Genomic DNA, 24065 nt, shown 5'->3' with positions numbered 1-24065 from the left:
CATCCTCAGAAACCCCGGCCGTCATAGCCGTTCACGTCGCCTACCAAAACGCCGTTGTGGTGAACGGCGCGTGAAGACTTCACGTCAGCGTGATGGTCCTTTCGGCCGAAACGATGGCGCGGGTCTTAACGATCATCCATCGCGATGGGCGAGCCAGACCGACCCGTCGTCCGCCCGGACGCCGGATTCAATCCAAAACCCGTGCCCGGCGAGTTCCGCTTCGTAGGCCTCGGGCTCCAGACTGCCGTGATAAAGGGGCTCGCCTCGCCACTCGCCCATGGCGTGGCCGAGGCGAGGGCCGGACGAGAACATCACCACAGACCTCGGCGCGCAGTGGGCCAGGAGACCCGGCAGGGCCAGCCGCTGATCCTCGGGCGAGAGATGGAACAGGCTGTGCCAGGCGAGAACGCCAGCGAAGGTCTGGCCGAGCTTCAGCGTGCGCATGTCGGCCTGAAGGAAACGGCCGGCCGGCAGGTCGGCCGCCGCGTGGGCGGCGAGCCGGGCCGAGGAGTCCACGCCCGTGACCTGGAACCCTCGATCCAGCAGAGCCGCCGCCATCGGCCGCCCCGAGCCGCAGCCCACGTCGAGCACGGTGTCGCCCGGCGCCAGAGAGGCGGTGAAGCGATCCAGCCAGAGCCGGTCGGCTTCGGTCAGAACCGCGCCGCGATCGGCGATCCAGTCGCCGGACCGCCGATCGTAGAGGTCGACGATGTCGGCCGCAGCATCGAAGACGCCGGGGGCGACCGGATCGCTCATTCGGCGAGGAAGGCGTCCAGCCTGGCATGGAAGGCCTCGGGCTGGTCCAGGAAGATGAAGTGGGCGCTGTCGTCGATCCGCTTCAACGCCACGCCCGGCAGGCCGGCGAAGGAGGCCTGGTAGATCATGTCGGTGATCTCATTGGTCATCCGGGCGTCGTTGAACTTCACATACAAGACCTCGGTCGGGGCTGTAATGCGGGCCAGTTCGGGCCGCAGGTCGGTCAGGATCAATTCGCGGAACGCGCGCGAGGAGACCTGCTGGTCACTGGTCGCCCCGTCTTCCAGCGGACCGGCACGCTTCGATTCCGTGTTGATCATGCCGGTAATCGAGGCGGCGCCGCGGGCCTGGTACTCGGCCGGCGCGGAGGCGGCCATGCCCTGATAGATCTGCTCGGCGACGGGGGCGACGCTCTCGGCCGTGGCGCCCGGACCGCCGAACATGGCTCCCATGAAGGGCACCATGTCGACGACCATCAGCTTGCCGACCGCGTCAGGATGACGGGCGGCGAGCATCACGCCGATCGTACCCCCCATGGAATGGCCGACGACGACTGGTTTATCCAGGCCCTGTTCGGAGATGTAACGCGCGATCTCCTCGGCCACGGGCGCGGCGACCGGACCCTCCGCATTGCCTTGGACCGGCGCACCGGCGAAGCCCTGGATGTGGATGCGGTGAACGCGCCAGCCGGAGCCCAGGTGATCGACCGTGCCCTGCCACACCTCCGGCGAGGAGCTGAGGCCGGGGATCAGGATGATGTCGCGCACGCCTGGCCCGGCCTCGCCGTCCACGCGGACGTGCATGCGGTTCGACTCGAAGTCGGCGTGATGATGACCGTGCTCCGCCGCGTGGGCCGCATGGCCGTCCTGTGCGCTGGCGGCGCCAACGAGGGCGAAATTGGCCATCAGGCCGAGGGCGGCGACGACGCCCGTGAGGATCTGGCTGTTCATGGTCTCTTTTCCTGGCGCCGGCCTGATCCGGCGTTCTGGTCTGTTGTCGTCACAGGTCGTGCGAACGGATGCAGGCCGCAACCTGCCGCGACGATTTTCACGGGACAATGACGAAAGCGAAACCAGCCTCTATCATTCGCCCATGACCCCTGCCGAAAGCCCCACCGCCGTTCCCGAGGCGAAAGCCCCGCTCGCAGCCTTCGGCAAGGGGTTCGTGCTGGACACCTGGTATTTCGTCGCCCTGTCGCGCGATGTCGCAGAGGCCTCGCTGACGCGCCACGAACTGCTGGGCGAACCGGTGCTGGTCGGGCGGACGCGGGCGGGTCAGGTCTATGCGATGCGCGACATCTGTCCGCACCGCGCCGCGCCCCTTTCGGCCGGCCGTCTGGTGCAGAAGCCGGGCGAGCCCGAGACGGTCGAGTGCTGCTACCATGGCTGGCGCTTCCGCACCGACGGGGTCTGCGCCGCCATCCCGTCGCTGGTGGACGAACAGCCGTTCGAGGTCGAACGGGTCCGGGTGCGGTCCTATCCGGTGGTCGAGAGCCAGGGGATGGTGTTCGTCTTCGTCCACTCCGATCCCCGCTCGGACGCCGAGCCCGATCATCCGCCGCCGACCTTCCCCGGCGTTGTCGGCGGGGAGGCGAAACTGGTCGAGTGGATGGATTTCGACAGCCATATCGACCACGCGGTCGTCGGCCTGATGGACCCCGCCCACGGGCCCTATGTGCATCAGCAATGGTGGTGGCGCTCCGAGCATTCGATGCACGAGAAGTCCAAGGCCTTCGAGCCTCGGGAGCTCGGGTTCGCCATGGTCCGTCACGCGCCGTCGTCGAACTCGCGAGCCTACAGGATCCTGGGCGGGGCGCCCGCGACCGAGATCACCTTCTGCCTGCCCGGCTATCGCTGGGAGCATATCCAGGTCGGAGCGAAGCAGGTCCTGGCCCTGACCTGTCTGACGCCCGTCACCGAGACGAAGACCCGGATCACCCAGATCTTCTGGTCCGACCACTGGGTGTTCGGTCTGGCCAGGCCCTTCCTGAGGATGGGAGTCGCCGCCTTCCTGAAGCAGGACGGCGGGATGGTGAACCTGCAGAACGAGGGGCTGCGATACGACCCCGCCCTGATCTGGATCGACGACGCCGACAAACAGGCGAAATGGTACCAGCAGCTCAAGCGCGAATGGCAGAAAAGCCGCGCTGAGGGGCGCGGCTTCTCCAATCCGGTCAAGCCGGCGATCCTGAAGTGGAAGAGCTGAAAGCTCTTCCCAGGACTATTTCGTGCTGACGCCGGCCAGCAGGGTGTCGACCTGGCGGCCGATATGGTCGGCCAGCTGCTCCACGGTCCAGCCGTCGTAGGCGGCGCGGCGGTAGTTCGACAGATAGGCGTCCCAGGTCAGCTCGGTCAGCAGAGCGATATCGGCGTCCTGCCTGATTTCGCCGGCGCCGATACCGGCCCGCAGGATGTCGGAGATGACGTCGGTCAAGCCTTGCGTCGCGGCGCGCTGGCGGGTCTCGGCGGCGACAGGCTGGAACCACGAGCGGGCGACTATGGCCTGGAACAGCGGCAGCTGGTCGATGGAGCCGTGGTAGCCGGCGGTCAGGGCGTTGACGAGGCGATCACGGGTCGAGCCGTCGCCTGCGCCGTTGAGCATGACCTGGCCCAGACCGGCCATGTCCTCGGTCAGGACGGCCTCGAACAGTTCGGCCTTGTCCTGGAAGTTGGCGAACACCGCGCCGGTGGACATGCCCGCGCCCTTGGCGATGTCGCGGATGGTGGCGGGCTCGTAGCCGCGCTCCGCGAACAGGCCGCGAGCGGCGTCCAGAACCTTCTGGCGCGTGCGTACCTTGGCGGCCTGGCGGCGATTCAGCCGGGGCTGCGCTTCGAGGTTGGAGGGGGTGGCGGTCGACGCGGACTCACGCATGAACACGAATACTCTGTGGCTGACGCTTCACGGCGGGGGACCGCGAAGGAGATGGACAGAAGGGGCAGAGGCTGGATCGGTCAGGTCACGGATACGGACGTGAGATAGCGACCCGTGCAACGCCGAGCCCCGGGGGAGGCGCGCTTTCATCATGGAACGATGACCAAAATGGGTCGTGTTTCTGGTTAAGGCCTGGGGCCGGCCCGGAGCGCGCGGGTCTTGCGGTTGCGCCGGGCCTCGGGGATCGCCGCCTGGAACACCGCCCGGTATTTGTCGCGACGCTCGTGGATCGAGGCCAGGACGAGCCCCATCGGCACGCCCAGATCGACCAGGGTGTTCTCCGCCAGCTGAAGGCTGGCTTCGGTGGTCTCCGGCACCGCGTCAGTCACGCCCAGGCCATAGAGGCGCGCCGCATGGCGGTCGTCCCGGGCGCGTGCGATGACGATCAGATCGTCGCGCAGGGCGCGGGCGGCGATCACGACATCGTCGACCTTGGTCGGGGCGTCCATGGTGACGACCAGGGCCTTGATCGTGTCGATGCCGCACAGGGACAGCATCTCCGATCGGGCCGCATCGCCGTAGGAGACGTCATAGCCGTCGCGTCGACCGGCGGCCACGGCGGCCGGATCGGTGTCCACCGCGATGAAGCTCTGGCCGTGCTCCTTGAGCATTTCGGCCACCAGCCGACCGACGCGGCCGAAGCCGACGATCAGGACGGCGGCGTCAACCATCCCCACATCGCGCACCGGACCCAGGCCGAGCGCCGGATCCCCGGCCAGAGGAACGGAATTCGCAGGAGCGCCTGCCAGCCTCTGTCCCAGCATCGCCATGAGCGGAACGGCGAACATGCTGATGGTGGCGGACACCAGCACGCTCTGGGTGAAGGCCGGGGAGGCGAGACCTTCCACCATTCCGGTGTTCAGGATGACAAAGGCGAACTCGCCCGCAGGCCCCAGGACCAGGGCCGTCTCGATCGCCGAGCGTGCGCCCACACCCCACAGCCGGGCCAGCCCGAAGATCAGCCCGACCTTGATCGCGATAATGGCCAGCGCCAGGCCGAACACACCCAGAGGATTGGCGGCGACCGCATCCAGATCGAGACCGATTCCGACCCCCACGAAGAACACCCCCAGAAGCAGGCCCTTGAAAGGCTCGATGTTGACTTCGATCTCGCGGCGATACTCCGTCTCCGCAAGCAACAGGCCGGCCACAAGGGCCCCCAGGCTCATCGACAATCCAGCCGCCTGTGCCGCCACGCCCGCGCCAACCACGATCAGCAAGCACAGGGCGACAAACAGCTCCTGCCGTCCGCCGCCGGATCTGGATCTGCTCTTGGCGACCGACCGGAACAGGGGACGCAGCGCCAGCCTGCCGAACATGACCAAAAGCCCCAGGCCGATGGCTGCGGGCGCGAGGGTCAGCAGCGCCGGCCCGAGGACGCCAGGCTGAACGTCTCCGCCGCTGATCGCCAGCGTGGCCAGCACTGTGACGGTGATCAGGATCGGCGCGACGGCCAGGTCCTGGGCCAGGAGCGCGGCGAAGGTCGTCCGCCCGACCGCACCCTTCATGCGGTTTCTTTCGGCCATGACCGGCAGGACGACCGCCGTGGACGACAGCGCCAGTCCCATGCCCAGAACCGCTGAGCCCGCCAGGGGCTGGCCCAGCAGGATGAAGCCCCCGGCCAGAACGGCGGAACAGAGAACGACCTGCATCAGGCCGAAGCCGAAGACGAGCCGGCGCATCGCCTTGAGCCGTTCCCAGGACAGCTCCAGCCCGATCATGAACAGCAGGAAGGCGACGCCCAGTTCCGACAACTGGGCCAGCTGGTCGGCGTCGTCGATGGTCAGCCAGGACAGCCAGGGGACCACGTCCGCGAACCGGCCGAGCCCGTCCGGCCCCAGCAGAACGCCGGCCGCAAGGAAGCCGAGTACGGGGCTGATCTTCCAGCGGTTGAACAGCGGCACGACCACCCCAGCCGCCGCCAGGAACACGACCAGATCCTTGTAATCACCGCCGCCGTGCGCGTCTGCCATTCGATCTCCTCGATGAGTGATCGTCACCTTAAAGGCTGCGCTTGGCGAGCCGTGCGATCGGATTCATGAACTTTTTTTAAGGCGACACCCTGTCGGCCGGGCGTAGGGTTCGCGCCGAGCGCGCGACAACGGCGCGGCGAAGATCCGAACCCCCAGGAAATCCCCATGAAGTCTCTGCTTATCGGCGCGGCGCTCGGCGCGCTCCTGCTGCCGGCCACCGCTTCCGCCCACGACCACGACCACGGCTGTATCGACGAGGCCTGCACCATCCAGTCGATCTTCCAGGAGGGCGATGCCGCCTTCACCGGTTATCGCGGCACCGAGACTCCGCACTACGGGACCTGGGGCTTTGACGCCTCCGGCATGGACCGGTCCGTGTCGCCGGGAGACAATTTCAACCGCTTCGCCAACGGCCTGGCCCTGGATCGCACGGTGATCCCGGCGGACCGGTCCAGCTACGGCATCTCGTTCGGCCTGCTGCGGGAGCTGTCGGACAACCGGGTCAAGGCGATGATCGACACCCTGGTCGCCCGCACCGACCTGCAGGCCGGCACGGACGAGCAGAAGATCGCCGACGCCTATCGCTCCTATATGGACACGGCCCGGATCGAGGCGCTCGACGCCCGGCCGCTGCAGCCCTTCCTAACCGCCATCCGCGCCGCCGACAGCCATGAGGCCCTGGCCGCCTATATGGGCCAGACGATCGGTGGACTGGGCGGCTCCTTCTTCGGCACCGGCATCACCACCGACCAGAAGGATCCGGACCGCTATGTCGTCTCGACCAGCCAGTCGGGTCTCGGCCTTCCCAACCGCGACTACTATCTGTCGCCGCTCTTCGCCGAGAAGAAGGTGAAGTACGAGGCCTATGTGGCCCAGATGCTGGAGATGATCGGCTGGGACGATCCCGCCGGGACCGCCGCGGCCATTGTGGCCATGGAGACGAAGATCGCCGAGGCCCACTGGACCCCGGCCGAGAGCCGCGACCGCGACAGGACCTACAACGAATATACGATCCAGCGTCTGGCCGCCGACGCGCCGGGCTTCGACTGGCAAGGCTATTTCGGCGCGGCGCGTCTGGGCGACATCCCCCGTCTGATCGTGCGCCAGAACACCGCCCTGCCGAAGATCGCCGCCATCTATGCCGAGACGCCGGTCGCGACCCTGCAGGCCTGGCAGGCCTTCCAGACCGTGGACCGCGCCGCGCCTCGCCTGTCGCAGCGGTTCTCGGACGCCCAGTGGGAGTTCCGCTCGCGTGAACTGTCGGGCGCCCTGGAACAGCGCAGCCGCGACAAGCGCGGCATCAGCTTCGCCGACGGCGCCCTGGGCGAAGCGGTAGGCCGCCAGTATGTGGCCGAATATTTCCCGGCCGAATCCAAGGCCCAGATGGAGCAGCTGGTCGCCAACCTGCGCACGGCCCTGAGCCACCGCATCGAGGGCTACAGCTGGATGAGCGCCGAGACCAAGGCGGCGGCCCAGACCAAGCTGGAGAAGTTCACTGTCAAGATCGCCTATCCCGACCGCTGGCGCGACTATCGGGATCTGGAAGTCCGCGCCGACGACCTGTTCGGCAACGGCGAGCGGGCCAGCCGCTTCCGCTGGGAATACGACCTCGCCCGCCTGAATGCGCCGGTCGACAAGACCGAGTGGGGCATGACGCCCCAGACGGTGAACGCCTATTACAACTCGACCAACAACGAGATCGTCTTCCCGGCGGCGATCCTGCAACCGCCGTTCTTCGACCCGGAGGCCGACCCGGCCATCAACTACGGCGGCATCGGCGCGGTGATCGGCCACGAGATCGGCCACGGTTTTGACGATCAGGGCCGCAAGTCGGACGGCGACGGCGTGCTGCGCGACTGGTGGACCCCGGCCGATGCGACAGCCTTCAACGCCCTGACCACCCGTCTGGGCGCCCAGTACGGCGCCTATGAGCCCCTGCCCGGGCACTTCATCAATCCGGGCCTGACCATGGGTGAGAACATCGGCGACGCCTCGGGCGTGGCCGTGGGTCTGGAGGCCTATCAACTGTCCCTGAACGGCGCCGAGGCTCCGGTTCTGGACGGCTTCACCGGCGACCAGCGCTTCTTCCTCGGCTGGGCCCAGGTCTGGCAGTCGAAGTCGCGCGAGGACGCCCTCAAGAACCGCATCGCCACCGACTCGCACTCGCCCGACGAATTCCGCGTCATCGGCCCGCTGCGCAATGTGGACGCCTGGTACGAGGCCTTCGAGGTCCAGCCGGGCACCCAATACTACCTGGCGCCGGAAGAGCGGGTTCGCATCTGGTAGGCGGGCGCCAAACCGACCAAGGGCGACGATCAAGGTCGCCAGGATGACCAAGAGGCCGGAGCTCACCGCTCCGGCCTTTTTCATGTGCCCCCTCGCCCCCACCTCCATCATCCCTGGACGAAGCGAAGCGGAGATCCGAGGACCCAGCATTCCGGGCGGGAGGCGCGCCCGTCGCTATCACGTAGCTGGGTCGCCGGGTTCGCTGCGCGCCCCGAGGATGACGGAGAGACTGGAAGGCGTCGCGCCAACCTCCAGACGTGAAAAAGCCCGCTGCGGGGGATACATCGCAGCGGGCTTTCACGCTCTCTAAGGAGCGGACGTTTCCTCCCCGAAACGCCTTCGATCAGCGGCTGCGCCTTGTCAGCGCCGCGCCGTTCGAGTGAGGTCAAATGACGCCCCGGGCCGGTTCAAGTCAATCAAACCACAAGCGAAAACCGACAGTTTCATGACTGAACATCGATAAGTCATCCGATGGGCGTCGTCATTCTCGAAGAAGCTTCGATAATGGTGCGAATGGTTCGCACGAGGTCTCCGCGAGCGACGGTCTGCTGGCCCGGACGCTCGGCCTTCCAGGCCTCGTTGTCCGCCAGACCGGCGGCTGCCGCGCGCCCGGCGTCGAGATCCTTGATGGTGACCTGGCCGCCGGCGATCTCGTCACCGCCCAGGAGGACGACGACCGGAGCGTTGCGCCGGTCGGCGTATTTCATCTGGGCCTTCATGCCCGCGCGACCCAGATAGAGTTCGGCGGCGACGCCGGCGGCCCGCAGTTCGGACACGGCGTCGAGATAGGCCTGCATGTCGTCCTGGGAGAAGACGATCACGACCACCGGGCCGCGCGCCGTCTCCGGAGTCCGGCCCGCCGCGCGCAAGGCGGAGGCCAGGCGCGAGACGCCGAACGAGAAGCCGGTCGCCGGGGTCGACTGGCCGGTGAAGCGGGCCACAAGGTCGTCGTAGCGACCGCCGCCGCCGATCGAACCGAAGCGGACCGGCCGACCCTTGTCGTCGGTGGTGTCCAGCAGAAGCTCCGCCTCGAACACCGCGCCGGTGTAGTATTCCAGACCGCGCACGATGGTCGGGTCGAACCGGACCGTCGCCTGATCGACGCGCATGGCGGTCAGGGCGCGGTCGATCCCGGCCAGCTCCTTCAGAGCCGCTTCGCCGGCGGCCCCGAGGCCGCCTGAGCGGGCGATCGCGTCGAGTGTCTCGGCGCGCGTGCCTTCGGACGCCGATCCGAGGAAGGCCTCGATGGTCGCGGCCACGCCGAGCGGCAGGTTGGCGCCCTTCGTATAGTCGCCGCTGTCGTCCAGACGGCCCTCGCCCAGCAGGGCGGCGACGCCCTCCCAGCCGAGGCGGTCGAACTTGTCGATGGCGCGAAGGGCGGTCAGGCGCTGGATCGGGTCGGTGATCCCGCCGGCCTCGAACAGGCCGTCGAACAGCTTGCGGTTGGAGACGCGCACGACCGCCTGACCCTCGGCGAGGCCCGCGGCCTGAAGGCCCTCGCAGGCCATGGCGATGATCTCGGCGTCGGCCTCGGGACGGTCGGAGCCGACCGTGTCGGCGTCGCACTGGACGAACTCGCGGAAGCGGCCGGGTCCGGGCTTCTCGTTGCGCCACACGGGTCCGAAGGCGTAGCGGCGATAGGGTTTGGGCAGGGTCTCCCAGGTCTGGGCCGCGAACCGGGCCAGGGGCGCGGTCAGGTCGTAGCGCAGGGCCATCCACTGATCGTCGTCGTCCTGAAGGGCGAAGACGCCCTCGTTCGGACGGTCGGCGTCGGGCAGGAATTTTCCCAGCGCATCGGCGTATTCGAAGGCGCCGGTCTCCAGCGGCTCGAAGCCCCAGCGCTCATAGACCTCCGACACCTGGCGCACGATCCGGCGTTCGGCCGCGACCTCGGGCCCGCGCCGGTCGGCGAAGCCTCGCGGGCCTCGGGCTTCGGGGCGGGGTGCTGCGGGCGTTTCGGCGTCGGTCATGCCGGGCTTCTAGAGGCTCGACCGCCGGGGGTCGAGGCCCCGGATCTCAGCGCCGGATCGGCACCATCCGTCCGTAGGTCAGACAGCGCCAGATCCACTCCAGCGGTCCCATGGTGAAGACCGACAGCCAGAGCGGCGACCAGATGATCTGGGCGGCCCAGATCGCGCCGACCACCATCCACATTTCGGCCGGACCCTGCTGGCCGAACCACATCGGGCCCCACGGCGCGTAGTAGAGGGTGACCATGATCAGGGTCTGGGTCAGGTAGTTGGTGAAGGCCATGCGACCGACCGGCGCCAGCCAGGCGACCAGAGGCCTGAGGCCGAAGCGGACCAGCAGGATCAGGATGCTGGCGTAGAGGAGGGTGATCAGGAAGGCCGCGCCGCCGGCGGCCGCCGCCAGGCCCCTGGTCGGATCGGCCTCGCCGGCCATCGTGTCCTGCCAGCCCCAGACGGCGAAGGCCGCCAGATTGGCGCCGCCGACCAGGATGATCAGAAAATAGATCCACAGCGGCGCGTGGCCGTGCAGATATCCGGACTTGAACAGGCCCAGACCCAGCATCATCAACGGCACGGTCACTGGGATCAGGAACGGGCTGGCCATCAGCTGGAAGGTCGCCCAGACCTCGATGTTCTCCATGAGGCCGGCCGGCCAGCCCGAGCGGTAGAGGGCCACGGCCTCGGCGATGGCTTCGGGGCTCGCCACCGGGCGGGCGGCCTCCATCTGGGCGGCGACCTCGGCCGGCAGATTGGCCATGCCCCAGGAGGCGACCGCCGCGACGACAGCCCACAGCAGCGTCAGGCCGCCGCCGATCCAGAGCAGCCGGCGAGCGCTCCACGAGCGCATCATCATCATCAGCAGGCCGCAGTAGGCATAGTGCAACAGGATGTCGCCGTACCAGAGGACCACGCCGTGCAGCAGGCCGAACAGGCCCAGCCACAACAGGCGTCGCCACAGCAGCGCGCCCCGCGCCTCGTCGGACTTCTCGCCGCCGACGAGGAAGATCGAGACGCCGAACAGCATGGTGAAGAGGGTGCGGAACTTGTCGTGGAAGAAGACGTCTGTGACCCACACGCCGATCAGATCGGCCGGGCTGGTCGCGCCCGGAGGCGGCGCCTCGGACATCATGACCTGGAACGGCCAGGCGAAGGCGATGGCGTTGACGGCGAGAATCCCGAGGATGGCCCAGCCGCGCAGCACGTCGAGCTGGAAAATGCGGTCCCTGGTCTCGGTCGGCGCGAGGCCTCCGGCGGCGGTCCGAGGCTGAACCTCGAGTGCGGGCATGGCCATTATGCTTCCCCCAAAGCAATCATCCCGCAACTCTAACGCAATGCTGTCAGGCGTAAACCGGACGATGACCGCAGCGTCAGTGGCCGAGAACGCCCAGACGGTCCTTCACCTGCTCGGGCGCGGGGATGAAGGCGATGAAGGCGGCGCAGAGGCCGGCCCACAGGGCGTAGCTGACGCCGACCAGGATCGCGACCGGCAGGCCGGCGACGCCATAGATCAGCAGGGTGGTTTCGGTGGCGCCGACTCCCTGGCCGAGGTCGCCCGACTGGACCCAGCCATAGACCATCATGCCCAGGGCGAGCACCGTCTGGGCTGCGGCGGCCAGCAAGCCACCATACAGCATGAAGCGCCACACGACGCCGAGGCGCGAGGCCGGGCGACCGCGACGGTCCCGCTCGCGCCGGATCGACCACAGGCCGGCGGGCACGGCGATCATGCCGATCAGCAGAACCGTCAGCCGCCAGTCGATTTCCCGACCCGGAATCCAGTTCTGGGGCGGCCAGACCAGCAGCGTCAGGATCAGCGGCGGCCACATGACGCCCGCCAGCGCAGCCAGGGGAATTGCCGCACGGGTCCGGCGCCAGATGACCGGCGCCTGACCGGGAAGATCGGCGGGGGTGTCGAACCGGGCCATCAGCGGGTCGGGACCGGAACGTCGCCGGAATAGTCGTAGAAGCCGCGTCCGGACTTGCACCCCAGCCAGCCGGCCTCGACATATTTCACCAGCAGCGGGCAGGGCCGGTATTTGCTGTCGGCCAGCCCGTCGTAGAGCACGTTCATGATGGCCAGGACGACGTCCAGACCCATGAAGTCGGCCAGCTCCAGCGGCCCCATCGGATGGTTGGCGCCCAGCTTCAGCGCCTTGTCGATCGAGGCGACGTTGCCGACGCCCTCGTACAGGACATAGATCGCCTCGTTGATCATCGGCACAAGGATGCGGTTGACGATGAAGGCGGGGAAGTCCTCGGCATTGGTGGTGGTCTTGCCCAGGCTTTCGGCGAAGGCGACGGCGGCGTCGTAGGTCGCGGCCGAGGTGGCGATGCCGCGGATGATCTCCACCAGTTTCATCACCGGGGCCGGCTTCATGAAATGCAGGCCGATGAACCGGTCCGGCCGGTCCGTCGCGGACGCCAGCCGGGTGATCGAGATCGAGGAGGTGTTGGAGGCCAGCAGGGTGTCGGCGCCCAGATGGGGGACCAGTTCGGCGAACACCGCCTTCTTGGTCGCCTCGTCCTCGACGGCGGCTTCGATGACAAGGTCGGACTTTCCGGCCTCGGCCAGGGTCTCGACGCCGGAAATGTTGGCCAGGGCCGTATCGGCCTGGGCCTGGGTCACGCCGCCGCGCTCGACCTGGCGGGCCAGGGAGGCGGCGATGACGCCCAGCGCCATGGGCAGCCGCTCGGCAGCGACATCGTACAGCCGCACCTGATATCCGCCCAGGGCCACGGCATGGGCGATGCCGACACCCATCTGGCCGGCGCCGATCACGGCGACTGTCTTGATCGTGGAGGTCATCTAGTCGTGGTCAAAAGCGGCGTCTCGCCCGGGCCGGGGCACCTTAAGAGCGTCCGGGCGCGGCGCAAGGCTGGAATGTCGCACTGCGGCGCCTGCGCCACGGCCCGGGGCGCGCCGACATCACCCCAGCAGGGCGATGATCGGGCCGGCGGCCATGTTGTTGAAGGCGATCCGCGCGAAATTGAGCAGCAGCAGCACGACGATCGGCGAGATGTCGATGCCGCCCAGCGGGGGGATGATCCGCCGGAACGGCTCCATCAGGGGCCGCGTCACCGCGTCGAGGAATCCGGCCAGCTGGTTCACGAAGCGGTTGCGGTGGTTGATCACATCGAAGGCGAACAGCCAGCTGAGGATCGCCGAGCCGATGATGAACCAGGTCATCAGGCTGATGATGGCGTTGATGAGCCAGACGATCGCCATTCCCATGCGGGGAACTCCTTCAAGAAATGAACGCCGCTTCTAGCGGGCCAATCGCCCGAGGCCAAGGATTCCCCGGAGGGGCGGCGTGCGGCCCGTTGACACCTCGCCTTGCGCCCGCCTATGTCCCGCGCTCGCCTGTCACCCGGAAAACGGGGCCGTAGCTCAGTTGGTAGAGCGCGTCGTTCGCAATGACGAGGTCAGGGGTTCGACTCCCCTCGGCTCCACCATCCTATTTCGCGCTTCGTAGGACAGGTCCCCTTCTTTTCAGGCGCGAAGTAGGATGCCCTCCGAAGCCTTGGCGAAGGAGGGCCGGTTCCGATGCGGTATGTTTATTTGCTGCAAAGCATCGACTGGCCAGATGAGCGCTATGTCGGCATGACTGATGATCTGAAGGCACGTCTTGCAGCTCATAACGCCGGACAATCGCCGCATACGTCCAAATTCAAGCCGTGGCGGCTGGTGACCTACCTGGCATTTACCGACCCCGCCAAAGCCCAGACGTTTGAACGCTATCTGAAAGTTGGCTCTGGCCACGCCTTTGCTCGAAAGCGTCTCTGGTGACTACCGACAGCGCCTCCGTCCGCGTCGCGGCCCTTTACCGGTTCGCCGCCGTCGCCGATCCCGTCCGCCTGCGGGACGACCTCGAACGACTCTGCGGCGCCGAGGTGCGCGGCACCCTGCTGGTGGCGCATGAGGGCGTGAACGGGACGATCGCCGGGCCCGGGGACGCGGTCGCGCGGGTCATCGACGGGCTGACCGCCCTGCCCGGCTTCGCGGAGTCCGACGTCAAATATTCTTCCGCCGAGCGGATGCCGTTTCATCGGCTGAAGGTGCGGGTGAAGCCCGAGATCGTCACCCTGGGCCTGCCCGACCTGGAACCGGCCGCGAACGCCGGGACCTATGTTGCGCCCGAGGACTGGAACGCCCTGATCGCCGATCCGGACACGATCGTGATCGACACCCGCAATGACTACGAGGGCGAGGTCGGGGCGTTTGTCGGGGCGGTGCAGCCGAACACCCGGTCGTTCCGGGATTTCCCCGAGTGGTTCCGGACCGAGGGGCGCGCCCTGCTCGCCAAGAAACGAGAGATGGGGCCGAACCCGCCGAAGGTGGCCATGTACTGCACCGGCGGCATCCGCTGCGAGAAGTCGACGGCCTTCCTGAAGTCAGAGGGAGTGACGGACGTCTTCCATCTGCAGGGCGGGATCCTTCGCTATCTCGAGACGGTGCCGGAAGCCGGGAGCCTGTGGAAAGGCGAATGCTTCGTGTTCGACGAGCGGGTCGCGGTGGGGCATGGACTGGCCGAAGGGACGCACACCCTCTGCCGGGGGTGCCGGATGCCGGTCAGTCCGGAGGGGCGGACGTCGCCGCTCTATGTCGAGGGCGTCTGCTGCGAGCGGTGCCACGGTGCGCGGACCGAAGAACAGCGCGAGGCGGCGCTGGAGCGGGATCGTCAGGTCAGGATCGCGAAGCGGCTGGGCATCGCCCACATCGGGGCGAGGCAGGGCGGGGACTAAGGCTCAAGCAGCAAGCGACCGCGTCGCGCGCGATAGCCTGCTAAAAAGCCCCTACTGGTCTTCGTCGAACTTGCGGGAGACCAGGTCATTGAGGGCGTCGATGGCGTCCCGGGCGTCTGAACCCTCGGCCGTGATCTCGATCGAACAACCGTTTCCGGCGCCGAGCATCAACAGGCCCATGATCGAGCGTGCGTCCACCGTGACGCCGTCGCGGGTCACCTGGATCTCGGCCTCGAAGCTGGAGGCCAGTTTCACGAATTTCGCCGAGGCCCGGGCATGCAGGCCGCGCGTGTTGCAGATGTTCGCGGTCGCCTTCGCGGTCGGCATGGTCTGACCCATGGAAGCTACTTCTCGCCCGCCAGGACCCAGGAGGCCACGGAGATGTATTTGCGGCCCGCGTCCTGGGCATGAGCCACGCAGGTTTCGAGGGTTTCGCGGCCGCGCACGCTGGCCAGCTTGATCAGCATGGGCAGGTTGAGCCCGGCGATGACCTCGGCGTGGGTCTGTTCCATCACCGAGATGGCCAGGTTCGAGGGCGTGCCGCCGAACATGTCGGTCAGGAGGATGACGCCCGATCCGTCATCGACGGCGGCGGCGGCGTCGACGATGTCACGGCGGCGCCGTTCCATGTCGTCCTCTGGCCCGATGCAGATGGCCGCGACCCCGCGCTGGGGGCCGACCACATGCTCCATGGCGGACAGGAATTCGGACGCGAGTCCGCCGTGGGTGACGATCACCAGGCCGATCATGCCGAGCCGATCATGAAAGCGACTGCAACGCTGGGTATCCCCTATGCGGTGGATCGGAAGCCCCCGCTCCGACCCTAGCGGGCATAGATAGGCCAAACCGATCTGCGATTAAAGCCGGTCGATGGCGAGCGCCAGAGTCGCAGCCGCCGAGGCCGGGCGGACATCCACGATCAGGCGCGGCAGGCGGACGCCGTCGAGGGTCTCCCATTGCGGTTCGGGCAGCCGTTCCGGCGTCGTCCGGACGCAGTCGACCAGCAGGACGATGCGCGCCAGGGGCCGGAAAGCGGCGTCCAGAACGTCGAGGCCCCGCGCCTCGATCCGTCCGGCGATAGGTTCGGGCGCGGAGGCGAACAGACGGCCGTCGGAGGTCCAGACCCAGGCGTAGTCGTCGGCGACCAGACGCCAGCCCGCGTCGATCAGGCGCAGCGCCAGATCGCTCTTTCCGGCCCCCGACGGGCCGCGCAGCAGGACGCCATGCCAGCCGCCAGAGGCGTACCGGGCGACGGCGGTGGCATGGACAGGCTGGCTCACGGTCGGCGGCCGACGGCGGGCAGGGCCACGTCGAACCGCGCGCCTTTGACAGCGCCCGAGGCGTCCAGCCGGTTCGTGGCCGTGACCCGACCGCCGTGGGCCTCGACGATCTGGCGCACGATGGACAGGCCGAGGCCGGAGTTGGAGCCGAAGGCCGCGCCCCGTGGCCGCGACGTGTAGAACCGCTCGAACACCGTCTCCAGGTTCTCGGGCGGGATGCCCGGACCATCGTCCTCGACCGCTATCCGCAGCGGCAAGAGGGTGTCGGTCTCGTCCCGACGCACCGCGATCCGCACGGTCGCGCCCGTCGGGCTGAAGGAGCGAGCATTATCGATCAGGTTGCGGAACACCTGGCCCAGCGGCCCGTCGCGCCCCATGACCCGCGCTGGCGCATCGACGGCGAGGTCCAGCGTCACCGGCGCCTCCCCGGGCTTTCCGGTGGTTTCGTAGACGCCGACGATCTCGGTCAGCAGGGCCGCCAGATCGACGGGGCGCGGCCGATCGCGCGACAGCTCCGCATCGAGGCGCGAGGCATTGGAGATGTCGGTGATCAACCGGTCCAGCCGCCGTACATCCTGTTGCAGCACGGCGGTCAGGCGGTCGCGCTTGTCCTTGTCCTGAACCAGATCGAGGGTTTCCAGCGCCGAGCGGATCGAAGTCAGGGGGTTCTTGATCTCGTGCGCCACGTCGGCGGCGAACCGTTCGATGGCGTCCATCCGCGTCGACAGGGTGTCGGTCATCGATTCCAGCGACCGGGCCAGATCGCCGATCTCGTCGCGACGATCCTCCAGGTCCGGCAGGGAGATGGCGCGGGCGCGCTGCAGCCGGACCTGATCCGCCGCCGCCGACAGCCGCATGACAGGGCGGGCCACGAACAGGTGCAGCAGCAGGGAGGCCAGCAGGTTCACCCCCAGGGCCACCAGGGCGAACGGCACCAGCGCGCGCCGCTGGGCGTCCAGGATCTGGTCGACGTCTCCGGCCTCCAGCGTCAGGACGCCCAGCACTTGCTGCACATGGCGGATCGGCAGGGAGACGGACACGACCCGGTCACCGTTCTCCGACCGCCGCACCGCGGCCTGGGCATTGCCCGCCAGAGCCGCAAGGATTTCCTCGTCCAGCGCCGCATTGGCCCGTTCGAGGTTTGCGGCCGCCTTGGCGTCGACGGGGTCGGGCGCCGCCGGCGTGCCGGCCGGGCGCGCCGGCGGCAGGGGGTGCCCCTCGATCGTGTCGGACACGTCGAAACTGTCGGCGATCAGGACGCCGTCGCGATCAAAGATGCGGGCGCGCTGGCCCGCCGGCACGAACCGGTCGATCAGGACCTTGGCCGACTGGGTCGGGTTCAGCTCCGGGATCGGCTCGCCGCGGGTGTAGTCCTCGTCGCTCAGCACCTTGGCCAGCAGTTCGGCCTGGCCCAGCAGGGATTCCTGCCGCGTCTTGATCAGCCCGGTACTCCACTCGTTCAGCGCCAGGGCCCCGCCGAAAAGGATCAGCAGGCTGAGAAGGTTCAGCGCGAGGATCAGACCGCCGAGCCGCGACCCGCCGAAGCGGATTAGACGGCGGCGCGGCGGCAGATCCTCGGACGGCTCCGAAGCGTCAGCTCTCGCGGTATCGATAACCGACGCCATACAGGGTCTCGATCGCGTCGAACTCGGGATCGACGACCCGGAACTTCTTGCGCATCCGCTTGACGTGGCTGTCGATGGTGCGGTCGTCGACATAGACCTGATCGTCGTAGGCGGCGTCCATCAGGTTGTCCCGGCTCTTCACGAAACCGGGGCGCTGGGCCAGGGCCTGCAGGAGAAGAAACTCGGTGACGGTCAGCTTGACCGCGCGACCGTCCCAGGTGCTTTCGTGCCGCGCCGGGTCCATGACCAGCTTGCCGCGCCGGATGGCCTTGCCGGAAATCTCGGCCGAGGGTTCCGGCTCGCCGCCGTCGCCGCCCGAGCGGCGCAACAGGGCCTTCACCCGTTCGATCAGAAGGCGTTGGCTGAACGGCTTGTGGATGTAGTCGTCGGCCCCGAGGTTGAAGCCGAGGATCTCGTCGATCTCCTCGTCCTTGGACGTCAGCATGATGACCGGGATCTGGCTGGTCTGGCGCAGGCGACGCAGCACCTCCATGCCGTCCATCCGGGGCATCTTCACGTCAAGGATGGCCAGGTCCGGCGGCGAGGCCTCCAGCGCCTCAAGGCCCGTGGCGCCATCGTGGTAGGCGACCACCTTGTGACCGTGGCTCTCCAGAGCCAGCGACACGGAGGCGACGATGTTCTCGTCGTCGTCCACCAGGGTGATGTTGGCCAATATGAAGGTCTCCTCGTCTGATCCTGACCGAAGTCGGGAGCGTTTGAACGCACGACAAGCGTTACCGTTCGCCCGCGATCACGGTGACTTTACGGCCACAGTCGCCCCAGCGCCAGATTTCGTTCGCGAAACGGGAGCTTAAAGCCTTGGGGCCTAACCTGCGGCCAAGACCGCAGAAAGCGACCCGATGGCCGGACCTGTCCACTACGAGCTCTATATCCGCAAGACGGCGCCCGCGCCGTGGTCGCTGATGCTGGCGACCGAAGAGCGCAAGCACGCCGTCGATACCGCCGAGGAAATCCTGAAGGACAAGCACGCCGTGGCGGTGCGGGTCACCAGGGAGACGCTGGATCCGGACACGATGGAGTTCAGCAGCCACACCGTCCTGACCAAGGGCGTGCCGGAAGCGCCGAAGAAGCGCCTCGTCAACGCCGACGAAGAGCGCTCGAACTGCCTGGGCCCGCAGGACCTCTACGCACCGCATGCCCGCGAGCTGATCGGACGGGTGCTGGAGGACTGGCTCGGGCGCAACGGCATCACCGTCTTCGAGCTTCTGCACCGGCCGGATCTGGTCGAAAAGCTCGAGGCGTCCGGCGTCGAACTGCAGCACGCGATCCAGAAGGTCGTCATTCCCGAGAGCCAGGCCACGGGTCAGGCCTCGCACGAGCTGATCCGTCACTATCAGAAGCTCGTCGGGCAGGCGATGGAACGGGTGATGTCCGCCGGGCGCAAGGGAACCTTCCCCGACCTGGCCAACCGGTCGCTGGCCGATGTGGCCGAGAAGCTGGCGGGCGCCTCGGATCGCGCCTTCATCATGGGCGGGGTCATCGCCGGCGCGCTGGCCGGCGCCCGCGGGGCGCGGCCGCGTCTCGACCGGCTGATGGACCTGGCCGATCGGGCGCCGGGCGAGGGCGCGCCGCGCGCCATGGTGATGGTCGCGATCGAACAGATCCTGTGCGAGCAACTGGGCGCGCGGACCAACCTGTCGGAAATCCTGGGGCCCGCGCTGGACCAGGGCGGCAGCCTGGCCGCCGTGGTGCGGATGGTCGCGCCGCGCGAGATCGAGATGCTGATCCGTCACGATCCGCGTATGGCCCTTCTGATGCCGTCGGTCGACGGTCCGGCGGCCCGGCTGGGGGCCCGGATCGAGGCCGGGGAGTACCCGATCCTCGCCGCGTCGCTCGCTCGTATGGTGCTGCGCGAACTGATGGGACAGCGCCGCCTGCGTCCCGCCGATGCGCCCGGCGAGATCGACATCCTGCGCGCGCTCGCCATGTCGCTGACCGCCACGGCTGGGCGGCTGCTGACGCTGGACGAGGTCCAGACCGCCTTCACCGAACGGTCCAAGAGCCTGGTCACCGCCGACTTCGTCCAGGCCTATGTCGTGCCCTGCGAGACCGTCCTGTGCGAGGCCGAACAGCTGACGCGCCTGTGCGAGAACGTCACCGGCAATGCGAACAAGCGCTCCGCCGCGCGCTGGCTGTCCGCCTGCGTCACCTCGCTGCGCTTCGAGAGCGAGATGCGCCTCAACGGGCCGACCGCCTCCAGGAAGCTTCAGGTCCTGGCCCAGCTGAATCGATCGGTGAAGGCGGCCGCGCTTTCTGAGCACGACACCGAACAGATCATGACCTCCATCGGCCATGTCGGCGGCGTGGTCGAGGCCGAAGCCAGGCTGACCGTCCAGCTCTCCCGGGCGACCGCGCCGGTGCAGCAAAAGCTGTCGGCCCTGCTGCGCCTCGCCGCCGGCGAGACCGCGCCGCTGGGTCCGGCCGCAGACCGGGCCAAGGCCGAGGCAATCAAGCTGTTTCGCGCACCCCACTCCCGGGCCGCCCTGACCGCCGCGCCGGAAAGCCTTGCGCCGCTGAAGTCCCTGATGAAGGCGGCGGGGTTGGCGGCCTGAATAGATATGTCTCCTCCCTGCGCCGCAGGCGTGGGGAGGGGACAGCGAGCCTCTTCGCGAGCTGACGAAGGGGTTCTGGACTGCGGCGAGACCCTCTTCCGTCTCCTCCGCTTCGCTCCGGATCCACCTCCCCATCGCGTCGCGACGGGGAGGCGACGCTCGACGTCAGTCGAAGATGTCGAAGATGCTGTCGCGCTTCTTCTTTTTGTAGCGATTGTCGTCGTCGTCGCGATAGCGCGGCTGTTCGCGATACTGCGGCTGCTGCGGAGCCTGGCCCCAGGGCTGGCTCTGCTGGGGCGGCGGCGCATAGGCCTGGGCCTGCGGCGGGGGCGCGGAGGCCACGGCATTGGCGGCGGCGCTCTCCATCAGCTTCTCGAGCTCGCCGCGATCCAGCCAGACGCCGCGACAGCTGGGACACATGTCGAACTGGACGCCGTTGCGATCCAGCGTCTGCATCTGGGCATTGTCGTTGGGGCACATCAGAAGGGGCAACGGCGGTCTCCTAGGCGACAAGTTTCGACTATAGATGGAGCCTCTGGCCAGACGCGCCAAGCGGGGCGGGGTGTCGCAGCCCCGCCCCGATCGATGCGATCAGTCCTCCGCCAGGACAATGATGCGGTCTTCGGGCAGATAGTCGAGCGCCTCGGACTTGGCCGGATTGACCACCACCCCGCCCATGTTGCGGTCGTCGCCGGCCTCGCTCTCGCGCTTGCGCCGATAGCCGATGGCGGTCTCGCCGCGCTGACGGGCGGCCTCGGCGATCGTGTAGAAGGTCACCGGCCCGGACAGGTCCACATAGTCGCCAACCGGGCGCATGTAGATTTCCGAGCCGTCCTCATCCAGCAGGTCGTCGAAGATCGAGCTGAGGTATTCGTTCTCGGACGCCTGGGCCAACATCAGGCTGACCAGCTTGTTGGACACCACGAAGTCGTCGGCGCGGGTGACCTCGGCCAGCTCGCGGTTGCGGATGTCGATCATCTCCGAGACCACGCTGATGTGGGTGCCCAGCCGCTCGGAGAGTTTGCGCAGGTGCAGCAGGGTGATCAGCGTCCGGGTGTCGGCCGACTGGGCTTCCATGGTGTCGGAATAGCCCAGCACCATGATGGAGTCGTAGCTGACCGGGTCCAGCGCCTCGATCGAGGCCGAGTGGCTGGTGTCGATGGTCTTCGATGTGACCTTCATATTGGTCGACCCGAGCGGCATGGACGCGATCTCCTCGGCGAAGCCGGGGGTGTCGCCGGCCACCACGAGGGTCGAGCCGGGGCGCACGTATTTCGACAGCTCATAGGCGATCATCGGACCGCGACGGTTCCAGCCGATGATCAGGGTGCGTTCAGCCTTGCGGCGCACCACCTTGGGCTTGCGGATCGCCGAGGCGTCGATGGCGTCCTCGGGCAGCGGGGTCAGTTTGATGGCTGCGTCGTCCTCGGCGATGATGATCGCGCGCGAGCCGGCGACGATAATCTCGTCCATCGGCGGGTTCATCCGCACCCGGCCGTCGGGATAGCGGATGCCGATCAGGGCGGAGTCCTCATAACCCATGACGGCGTCGCCATAGGTCACGCCGGTCAGCTCCTCGAGCTCGGTCGTGTAGATTTCGCAGCCGTCGAAATCGAGCAGCTCGGAATAGACGGCCGAGAGGCCGGCCTGGCGGCTGGACTGGACCACGATGCGCGAGATCAGGTCGTCGGCGAGCACCAGCTGGACCTCGTCGCCGCCGACGATGCGGGCAACCTCGGCGTTTTTGGCGTCGCGCAGTTCGGCGGCGATCTGATAGCGGGCCTCGCGGCGCTTGGGATCGTTGGTCAGGGCCAGGACCGTCTTGATCACCTGGCTGTCGGGATCCTCGGCGCCTTCCGGCGACACCACGATGATCGAACGGCAGGCCTGAGGGTTGACGATCGAGAGGTCGAACAGGTCGGTCGGATCGCCCGAGCGGCAGATGATCTGGGTGTTCTTGAGATCGGACACCTTGTCCGAGATCTCGTCCTCCATCTCGACCTTGTCCTTGTTGGCCATGATGACGATGCGCGGGTTCTTCCGGCTCTCGTTGGCGATGACCAGTTCGGAGATGATGTCGAAGATCGACGCCGACCAGTTCAGGATGATGGTGTGATCAGTTTCGAGGACGCGCGAGCGGCCCTTGCGGGCCTCGTCGATCTTGGCGTCCAGGCCCGCCGAGATGATCGAGATCAGGGCCGAGAAGACCAGGATGCCCATCAGGGTCACGAACAGGGTCAGGAAGCGGAACGGCCAACCGGAGTCGCCGCCCATCGTGCCGGCGTCCATCGTCCGCATCAGCGACTGCCAGGCAGCCTCGAAGAAGTTGAAGCCGCCATCCGGGCCCATCCGGCTGATCGCCAGGATGGTCGCGGCGATCACGATCACCACAAGAGTCACCAGGCTCAGCCAGCCGACCAGGGCGACCGGTCCGCCGGCCATGGATTTGTCGAAGCCGTACTTCAGCCGTTCGCCGAGACTGACGTCGCCGACCTGCTGTCCCTTGGTGGTGTTCGGTTTGGCGGCTGCGCCCTTGCCGGCGCTGCGCGCCGCGTTGGCGCGAGTGAGCGATCCCATGAAGCGGCTGACTGTCCCTGGCTGTCCGCCCGCCCCCCTGGCCGACGGCTGCGTCCTGCGACAATTCGTGCAAGGACGTTGAGCCGCCACGCTTAGAGCGCTTTTCCGGCCTTTGGAAGCCGACGATTCCCGACTAGAAGGCGGGCCTTCTCCCTCTTAGCCTGAGGCGATCTCATGCGCTATCTGCACACCATGGTCCGGGTCGCCGACCTGGACGCCTCACTGCATTTCTGGACCACCCAGCTGGGCCTGGAGGAGGTCCGTCGTCTCGAGAACGAGAAGGGGCGGTTCACCCTCGTCTTCCTCGCCGCGCCGAAGGACAAGGATCGCTCGGCCGCCGAGCGATCGCCCGAGGTCGAGCTGACCTGGAACTGGGACCCCGAGGTCTATACGGGCGGCCGGAATTTCGGCCACCTCGCCTACAAGGTCGATGACATCCATGCGACCTGCCAGCGGCTGATGGACTCGGGCGTGGTCATCAACCGCCCGCCCCGCGACGGCAATATGGCCTTCGTCCACTCGCCGGACGGCATCTCGATCGAACTGCTGCAGGAAGGGGCGCCGCTGGAGCCCGCCGAGCCGTGGCTGTCCATGCCCAATACCGGGACCTGGTAGGCGTGCGTCTGATCCTGCCGGGCGTCGCGGTCGTGCTGGCCGCCCTCCTGGCCGGATGCGCCTCGACGTCGGAAACCAACCCGGGCCGGACGGCGACGGAACAGCTGCTGATGGCGCGCGCCGCCGATCAGGCCGTCGATGGGCTGCGTCTGCCGATTCCGCCCGGATCGCGGGTCTTCGTCGAGAGCCGCTACATGCAGGGAGAGGGCTCGGCCTATGCGACCTCGGCCATCCGATCCGCATTGTCCGAGGCCGGTTTCGCCCTGGCCGACGACAAGGCCCAGGCCGATGCCGTGTTCGAGCTGCGCGCCGGGGCCCTGTCGCTGGAGCAGATGCGCCGGGTCGTCGGCCTGCCGCCGCTGGCCCTGCCGATCAACGAGAACCTGAACGTCGTCTCGATTCCCGAGCTCAGCCTCTACAGCCGTCGCGACCGGGTCGGCGTCGCCGAGTTTTCCGGCTTCGTCTATGATGCGCGCACGGGCGCTCCCCTGGGGGCCGTCAGCCCGATGATCGGCGAATACCGCATCCGCAGCCACAAGCTGCTGATGATGGTCAGCTGGGGCCAGCAGTCGGCCCGGCCCGGCGAGCGCGACCCCGGCGACAGCTGGCGCGAGTTCTAGGTGATGTGGACAAAGTGGATTCCCAAATCAGCTGATCGCTGATTCAAGGCTGTTCTTTGCGGAGAGCAGCCATGGTTCGTGGTTTGATGTCGGATGCGGAGTGGGCGTTCTTCGAG

23 protein-coding genes and 1 tRNA gene are annotated in these 24065 nt (G+C 67.6%); 8 read left to right on the top strand and 16 right to left on the bottom strand.

All coding sequences use genetic code 11. The features are described from left to right. Positions 1-132 precede the first annotated feature (132 nt). On the bottom strand, positions 133-756 hold the full coding sequence (locus ACP7A5_RS08815) for a class I SAM-dependent methyltransferase (RefSeq protein ID WP_426041571.1): 624 nt from the start codon (positions 754-756) through the stop codon (positions 133-135). Beyond that, positions 753-1706 (bottom strand): alpha/beta fold hydrolase, encoded by a 954-nt coding sequence (locus tag ACP7A5_RS08810; protein ID WP_426041570.1) that lies wholly within the window; start codon positions 1704-1706, stop codon positions 753-755. Before ACP7A5_RS08810 ends, ACP7A5_RS08815 begins: the two co-directional genes overlap by 4 nt. A gap of 142 nt (positions 1707-1848) precedes the next feature. On the opposite strand from ACP7A5_RS08810, the gene ACP7A5_RS08805 reads away from it, so the two are divergent. Next, positions 1849-2961, top strand: coding sequence for a Rieske 2Fe-2S domain-containing protein (locus ACP7A5_RS08805; RefSeq protein ID WP_426041569.1), 1113 nt, complete (start codon positions 1849-1851; stop codon positions 2959-2961). A 15-nt stretch (positions 2962-2976) separates the two neighbouring features. Here the strand turns inward: ACP7A5_RS08805 and ACP7A5_RS08800 are convergent, their stop codons facing one another. Beyond that, positions 2977-3627 carry a TetR/AcrR family transcriptional regulator gene (locus ACP7A5_RS08800; RefSeq protein ID WP_426041568.1) on the bottom strand — a complete coding sequence of 217 codons (651 nt, stop codon included), beginning with the start codon at positions 3625-3627 and terminating at the stop codon, positions 2977-2979. 185 nt (positions 3628-3812) lie between these two features. Then, the gene (locus tag ACP7A5_RS08795; protein ID WP_426041567.1) at positions 3813-5660 is read right to left on the bottom strand and encodes a cation:proton antiporter; all 1848 of its coding nucleotides are present in this window, start codon (positions 5658-5660) and stop codon (positions 3813-3815) included. A 165-nt stretch (positions 5661-5825) separates the two neighbouring features. Between ACP7A5_RS08795 and ACP7A5_RS08790 the strand changes: the two genes are divergently transcribed. Next, on the top strand, positions 5826-7946 hold the full coding sequence (locus ACP7A5_RS08790) for a M13 family metallopeptidase (RefSeq protein WP_426041566.1): 2121 nt from the start codon (positions 5826-5828) through the stop codon (positions 7944-7946). A 464-nt stretch (positions 7947-8410) separates the two neighbouring features. Here ACP7A5_RS08790 and hisS read toward each other — a convergent pair whose 3' ends face one another. The 5 genes from hisS to ACP7A5_RS08765 form a co-directional block, all read right to left on the bottom strand. Continuing rightward, positions 8411-9916, bottom strand: a complete 1506-nt coding sequence (gene hisS / locus ACP7A5_RS08785; RefSeq protein ID WP_426041565.1) for a histidine--tRNA ligase — start codon at positions 9914-9916, stop codon at positions 8411-8413. Positions 9917-9962: 46 nt separating this feature from the next. After that, a complete protein-coding gene (locus tag ACP7A5_RS08780) occupies positions 9963-11207 on the bottom strand; it encodes a DUF418 domain-containing protein (RefSeq protein WP_426041564.1) in 1245 nt (414 codons plus the stop codon). A 76-nt stretch (positions 11208-11283) separates the two neighbouring features. Next, a complete protein-coding gene (locus tag ACP7A5_RS08775; RefSeq protein WP_426041563.1) occupies positions 11284-11841 on the bottom strand; it encodes a DUF5671 domain-containing protein in 558 nt (185 codons plus the stop codon). Next, positions 11841-12722 carry a 3-hydroxybutyryl-CoA dehydrogenase gene (locus ACP7A5_RS08770; RefSeq protein WP_426041562.1) on the bottom strand — a complete coding sequence of 294 codons (882 nt, stop codon included), beginning with the start codon at positions 12720-12722 and terminating at the stop codon, positions 11841-11843. Before ACP7A5_RS08770 ends, ACP7A5_RS08775 begins: the two co-directional genes overlap by 1 nt. A gap of 120 nt (positions 12723-12842) precedes the next feature. Next, positions 12843-13148 (bottom strand): YggT family protein, encoded by a 306-nt coding sequence (locus ACP7A5_RS08765; RefSeq protein WP_303694612.1) that lies wholly within the window; start codon positions 13146-13148, stop codon positions 12843-12845. Between the two features lie 145 nt (positions 13149-13293). Here ACP7A5_RS08765 and ACP7A5_RS08760 point away from each other — a divergent pair. The 3 genes from ACP7A5_RS08760 to ACP7A5_RS08750 all read left to right on the top strand — a co-directional run bounded on the left by ACP7A5_RS08760 (position 13294) and on the right by ACP7A5_RS08750 (position 14659). Further along, positions 13294-13369 (top strand) — tRNA-Ala (locus ACP7A5_RS08760). Positions 13370-13460: 91 nt separating this feature from the next. Then, entirely contained in the window at positions 13461-13703 is a 243-nt protein-coding gene (locus tag ACP7A5_RS08755) for a GIY-YIG nuclease family protein (protein ID WP_426041561.1), read from the top strand. After that, positions 13700-14659, top strand: coding sequence for a rhodanese-related sulfurtransferase (locus ACP7A5_RS08750; protein WP_426041560.1), 960 nt, complete (start codon positions 13700-13702; stop codon positions 14657-14659). The genes ACP7A5_RS08755 and ACP7A5_RS08750 overlap by 4 nt, the downstream gene beginning before the upstream one ends. 51 nt (positions 14660-14710) lie before the next feature. Here ACP7A5_RS08750 and ACP7A5_RS08745 read toward each other — a convergent pair whose 3' ends face one another. The 5 genes from ACP7A5_RS08745 to ACP7A5_RS08725 form a co-directional block, all read right to left on the bottom strand. Next, positions 14711-14998 (bottom strand): HPr family phosphocarrier protein, encoded by a 288-nt coding sequence (locus ACP7A5_RS08745; RefSeq protein ID WP_426041559.1) that lies wholly within the window; start codon positions 14996-14998, stop codon positions 14711-14713. A 5-nt stretch (positions 14999-15003) separates the two neighbouring features. Next, positions 15004-15408 carry a PTS sugar transporter subunit IIA gene (locus tag ACP7A5_RS08740; RefSeq protein WP_271084494.1) on the bottom strand — a complete coding sequence of 135 codons (405 nt, stop codon included), beginning with the start codon at positions 15406-15408 and terminating at the stop codon, positions 15004-15006. Between the two features lie 108 nt (positions 15409-15516). Beyond that, the gene (locus ACP7A5_RS08735; RefSeq protein ID WP_426041558.1) at positions 15517-15939 is read right to left on the bottom strand and encodes an HPr kinase/phosphorylase; all 423 of its coding nucleotides are present in this window, start codon (positions 15937-15939) and stop codon (positions 15517-15519) included. Next, positions 15936-17564, bottom strand: coding sequence for a stimulus-sensing domain-containing protein (locus ACP7A5_RS08730; RefSeq protein WP_426041557.1), 1629 nt, complete (start codon positions 17562-17564; stop codon positions 15936-15938). The genes ACP7A5_RS08735 and ACP7A5_RS08730 overlap by 4 nt, the downstream gene beginning before the upstream one ends. After that, a complete protein-coding gene (locus tag ACP7A5_RS08725; protein WP_303694605.1) occupies positions 17533-18237 on the bottom strand; it encodes a response regulator transcription factor in 705 nt (234 codons plus the stop codon). Before ACP7A5_RS08725 ends, ACP7A5_RS08730 begins: the two co-directional genes overlap by 32 nt. A 187-nt stretch (positions 18238-18424) precedes the next feature. Between ACP7A5_RS08725 and ACP7A5_RS08720 the strand changes: the two genes are divergently transcribed. Further along, positions 18425-20137 carry a hypothetical protein gene (locus ACP7A5_RS08720; protein WP_426041556.1) on the top strand — a complete coding sequence of 571 codons (1713 nt, stop codon included), beginning with the start codon at positions 18425-18427 and terminating at the stop codon, positions 20135-20137. 165 nt (positions 20138-20302) lie between these two features. On the opposite strand, the gene ACP7A5_RS08715 is transcribed toward ACP7A5_RS08720, so the two are convergent. Together ACP7A5_RS08715 and ACP7A5_RS08710 are read right to left on the bottom strand one after the other, a co-directional pair. Next, a complete protein-coding gene (locus tag ACP7A5_RS08715; RefSeq protein WP_426041555.1) occupies positions 20303-20629 on the bottom strand; it encodes a zf-TFIIB domain-containing protein in 327 nt (108 codons plus the stop codon). Between the two features lie 99 nt (positions 20630-20728). Beyond that, a complete protein-coding gene (locus ACP7A5_RS08710; RefSeq protein ID WP_426041554.1) occupies positions 20729-22714 on the bottom strand; it encodes a CASTOR/POLLUX-related putative ion channel in 1986 nt (661 codons plus the stop codon). A gap of 174 nt (positions 22715-22888) precedes the next feature. On the opposite strand from ACP7A5_RS08710, the gene ACP7A5_RS08705 reads away from it, so the two are divergent. Together ACP7A5_RS08705 and ACP7A5_RS08700 are read left to right on the top strand one after the other, a co-directional pair. Then, positions 22889-23329 carry a VOC family protein gene (locus ACP7A5_RS08705; RefSeq protein ID WP_426041553.1) on the top strand — a complete coding sequence of 147 codons (441 nt, stop codon included), beginning with the start codon at positions 22889-22891 and terminating at the stop codon, positions 23327-23329. 2 nt (positions 23330-23331) lie between these two features. Continuing rightward, complete coding sequence (locus tag ACP7A5_RS08700) at positions 23332-23949, top strand: DUF6655 family protein (RefSeq protein WP_426041552.1); 618 nt, start codon at positions 23332-23334, stop codon at positions 23947-23949. Positions 23950-24065 lie beyond the last annotated feature (116 nt).

It is taken from the genome of Brevundimonas sp. TWP2-3-4b1 (assembly GCF_049897665.1).
GTDB classification, from domain to species: domain Bacteria; phylum Pseudomonadota; class Alphaproteobacteria; order Caulobacterales; family Caulobacteraceae; genus Brevundimonas; species Brevundimonas subvibrioides_B.
The sequence above is the reverse complement of the archived record's forward strand: the minus strand, read 5'-3'. Positions and strand labels throughout refer to the sequence as shown.

What these genes read in the sequence shown, in the direction of transcription:
- ACP7A5_RS08810 (WP_426041570.1), bottom strand. Translation starts at nt 1,706, where the DNA reads ATGAACAGCCAGATCCTCACGGGCGTCGTCGCCGCCCTCGGCCTGATG.
- ACP7A5_RS08705 (WP_426041553.1), top strand. Translation starts at nt 22,889, where the DNA reads ATGCGCTATCTGCACACCATGGTCCGGGTCGCCGACCTGGACGCCTCA.
- ACP7A5_RS08740 (WP_271084494.1), bottom strand. Translation starts at nt 15,408, where the DNA reads ATGATCGGCCTGGTGATCGTCACCCACGGCGGACTCGCGTCCGAATTC.
- hisS (WP_426041565.1), bottom strand. Translation starts at nt 9,916, where the DNA reads ATGACCGACGCCGAAACGCCCGCAGCACCCCGCCCCGAAGCCCGAGGC.
- ACP7A5_RS08710 (WP_426041554.1), bottom strand. Translation starts at nt 22,714, where the DNA reads ATGGGATCGCTCACTCGCGCCAACGCGGCGCGCAGCGCCGGCAAGGGC.
- ACP7A5_RS08800 (WP_426041568.1), bottom strand. Translation starts at nt 3,627, where the DNA reads ATGCGTGAGTCCGCGTCGACCGCCACCCCCTCCAACCTCGAAGCGCAG.
- ACP7A5_RS08755 (WP_426041561.1), top strand. Translation starts at nt 13,461, where the DNA reads ATGCGGTATGTTTATTTGCTGCAAAGCATCGACTGGCCAGATGAGCGC.
- ACP7A5_RS08745 (WP_426041559.1), bottom strand. Translation starts at nt 14,998, where the DNA reads ATGGGTCAGACCATGCCGACCGCGAAGGCGACCGCGAACATCTGCAAC.
- ACP7A5_RS08805 (WP_426041569.1), top strand. Translation starts at nt 1,849, where the DNA reads ATGACCCCTGCCGAAAGCCCCACCGCCGTTCCCGAGGCGAAAGCCCCG.
- ACP7A5_RS08770 (WP_426041562.1), bottom strand. Translation starts at nt 12,722, where the DNA reads ATGACCTCCACGATCAAGACAGTCGCCGTGATCGGCGCCGGCCAGATG.
- ACP7A5_RS08775 (WP_426041563.1), bottom strand. Translation starts at nt 11,841, where the DNA reads ATGGCCCGGTTCGACACCCCCGCCGATCTTCCCGGTCAGGCGCCGGTC.
- ACP7A5_RS08795 (WP_426041567.1), bottom strand. Translation starts at nt 5,660, where the DNA reads ATGGCAGACGCGCACGGCGGCGGTGATTACAAGGATCTGGTCGTGTTC.
- ACP7A5_RS08780 (WP_426041564.1), bottom strand. Translation starts at nt 11,207, where the DNA reads ATGGCCATGCCCGCACTCGAGGTTCAGCCTCGGACCGCCGCCGGAGGC.
- ACP7A5_RS08815 (WP_426041571.1), bottom strand. Translation starts at nt 756, where the DNA reads ATGAGCGATCCGGTCGCCCCCGGCGTCTTCGATGCTGCGGCCGACATC.
- ACP7A5_RS08765 (WP_303694612.1), bottom strand. Translation starts at nt 13,148, where the DNA reads ATGGGAATGGCGATCGTCTGGCTCATCAACGCCATCATCAGCCTGATG.
- ACP7A5_RS08730 (WP_426041557.1), bottom strand. Translation starts at nt 17,564, where the DNA reads ATGGCGTCGGTTATCGATACCGCGAGAGCTGACGCTTCGGAGCCGTCC.
- ACP7A5_RS08720 (WP_426041556.1), top strand. Translation starts at nt 18,425, where the DNA reads ATGGCCGGACCTGTCCACTACGAGCTCTATATCCGCAAGACGGCGCCC.
- ACP7A5_RS08790 (WP_426041566.1), top strand. Translation starts at nt 5,826, where the DNA reads ATGAAGTCTCTGCTTATCGGCGCGGCGCTCGGCGCGCTCCTGCTGCCG.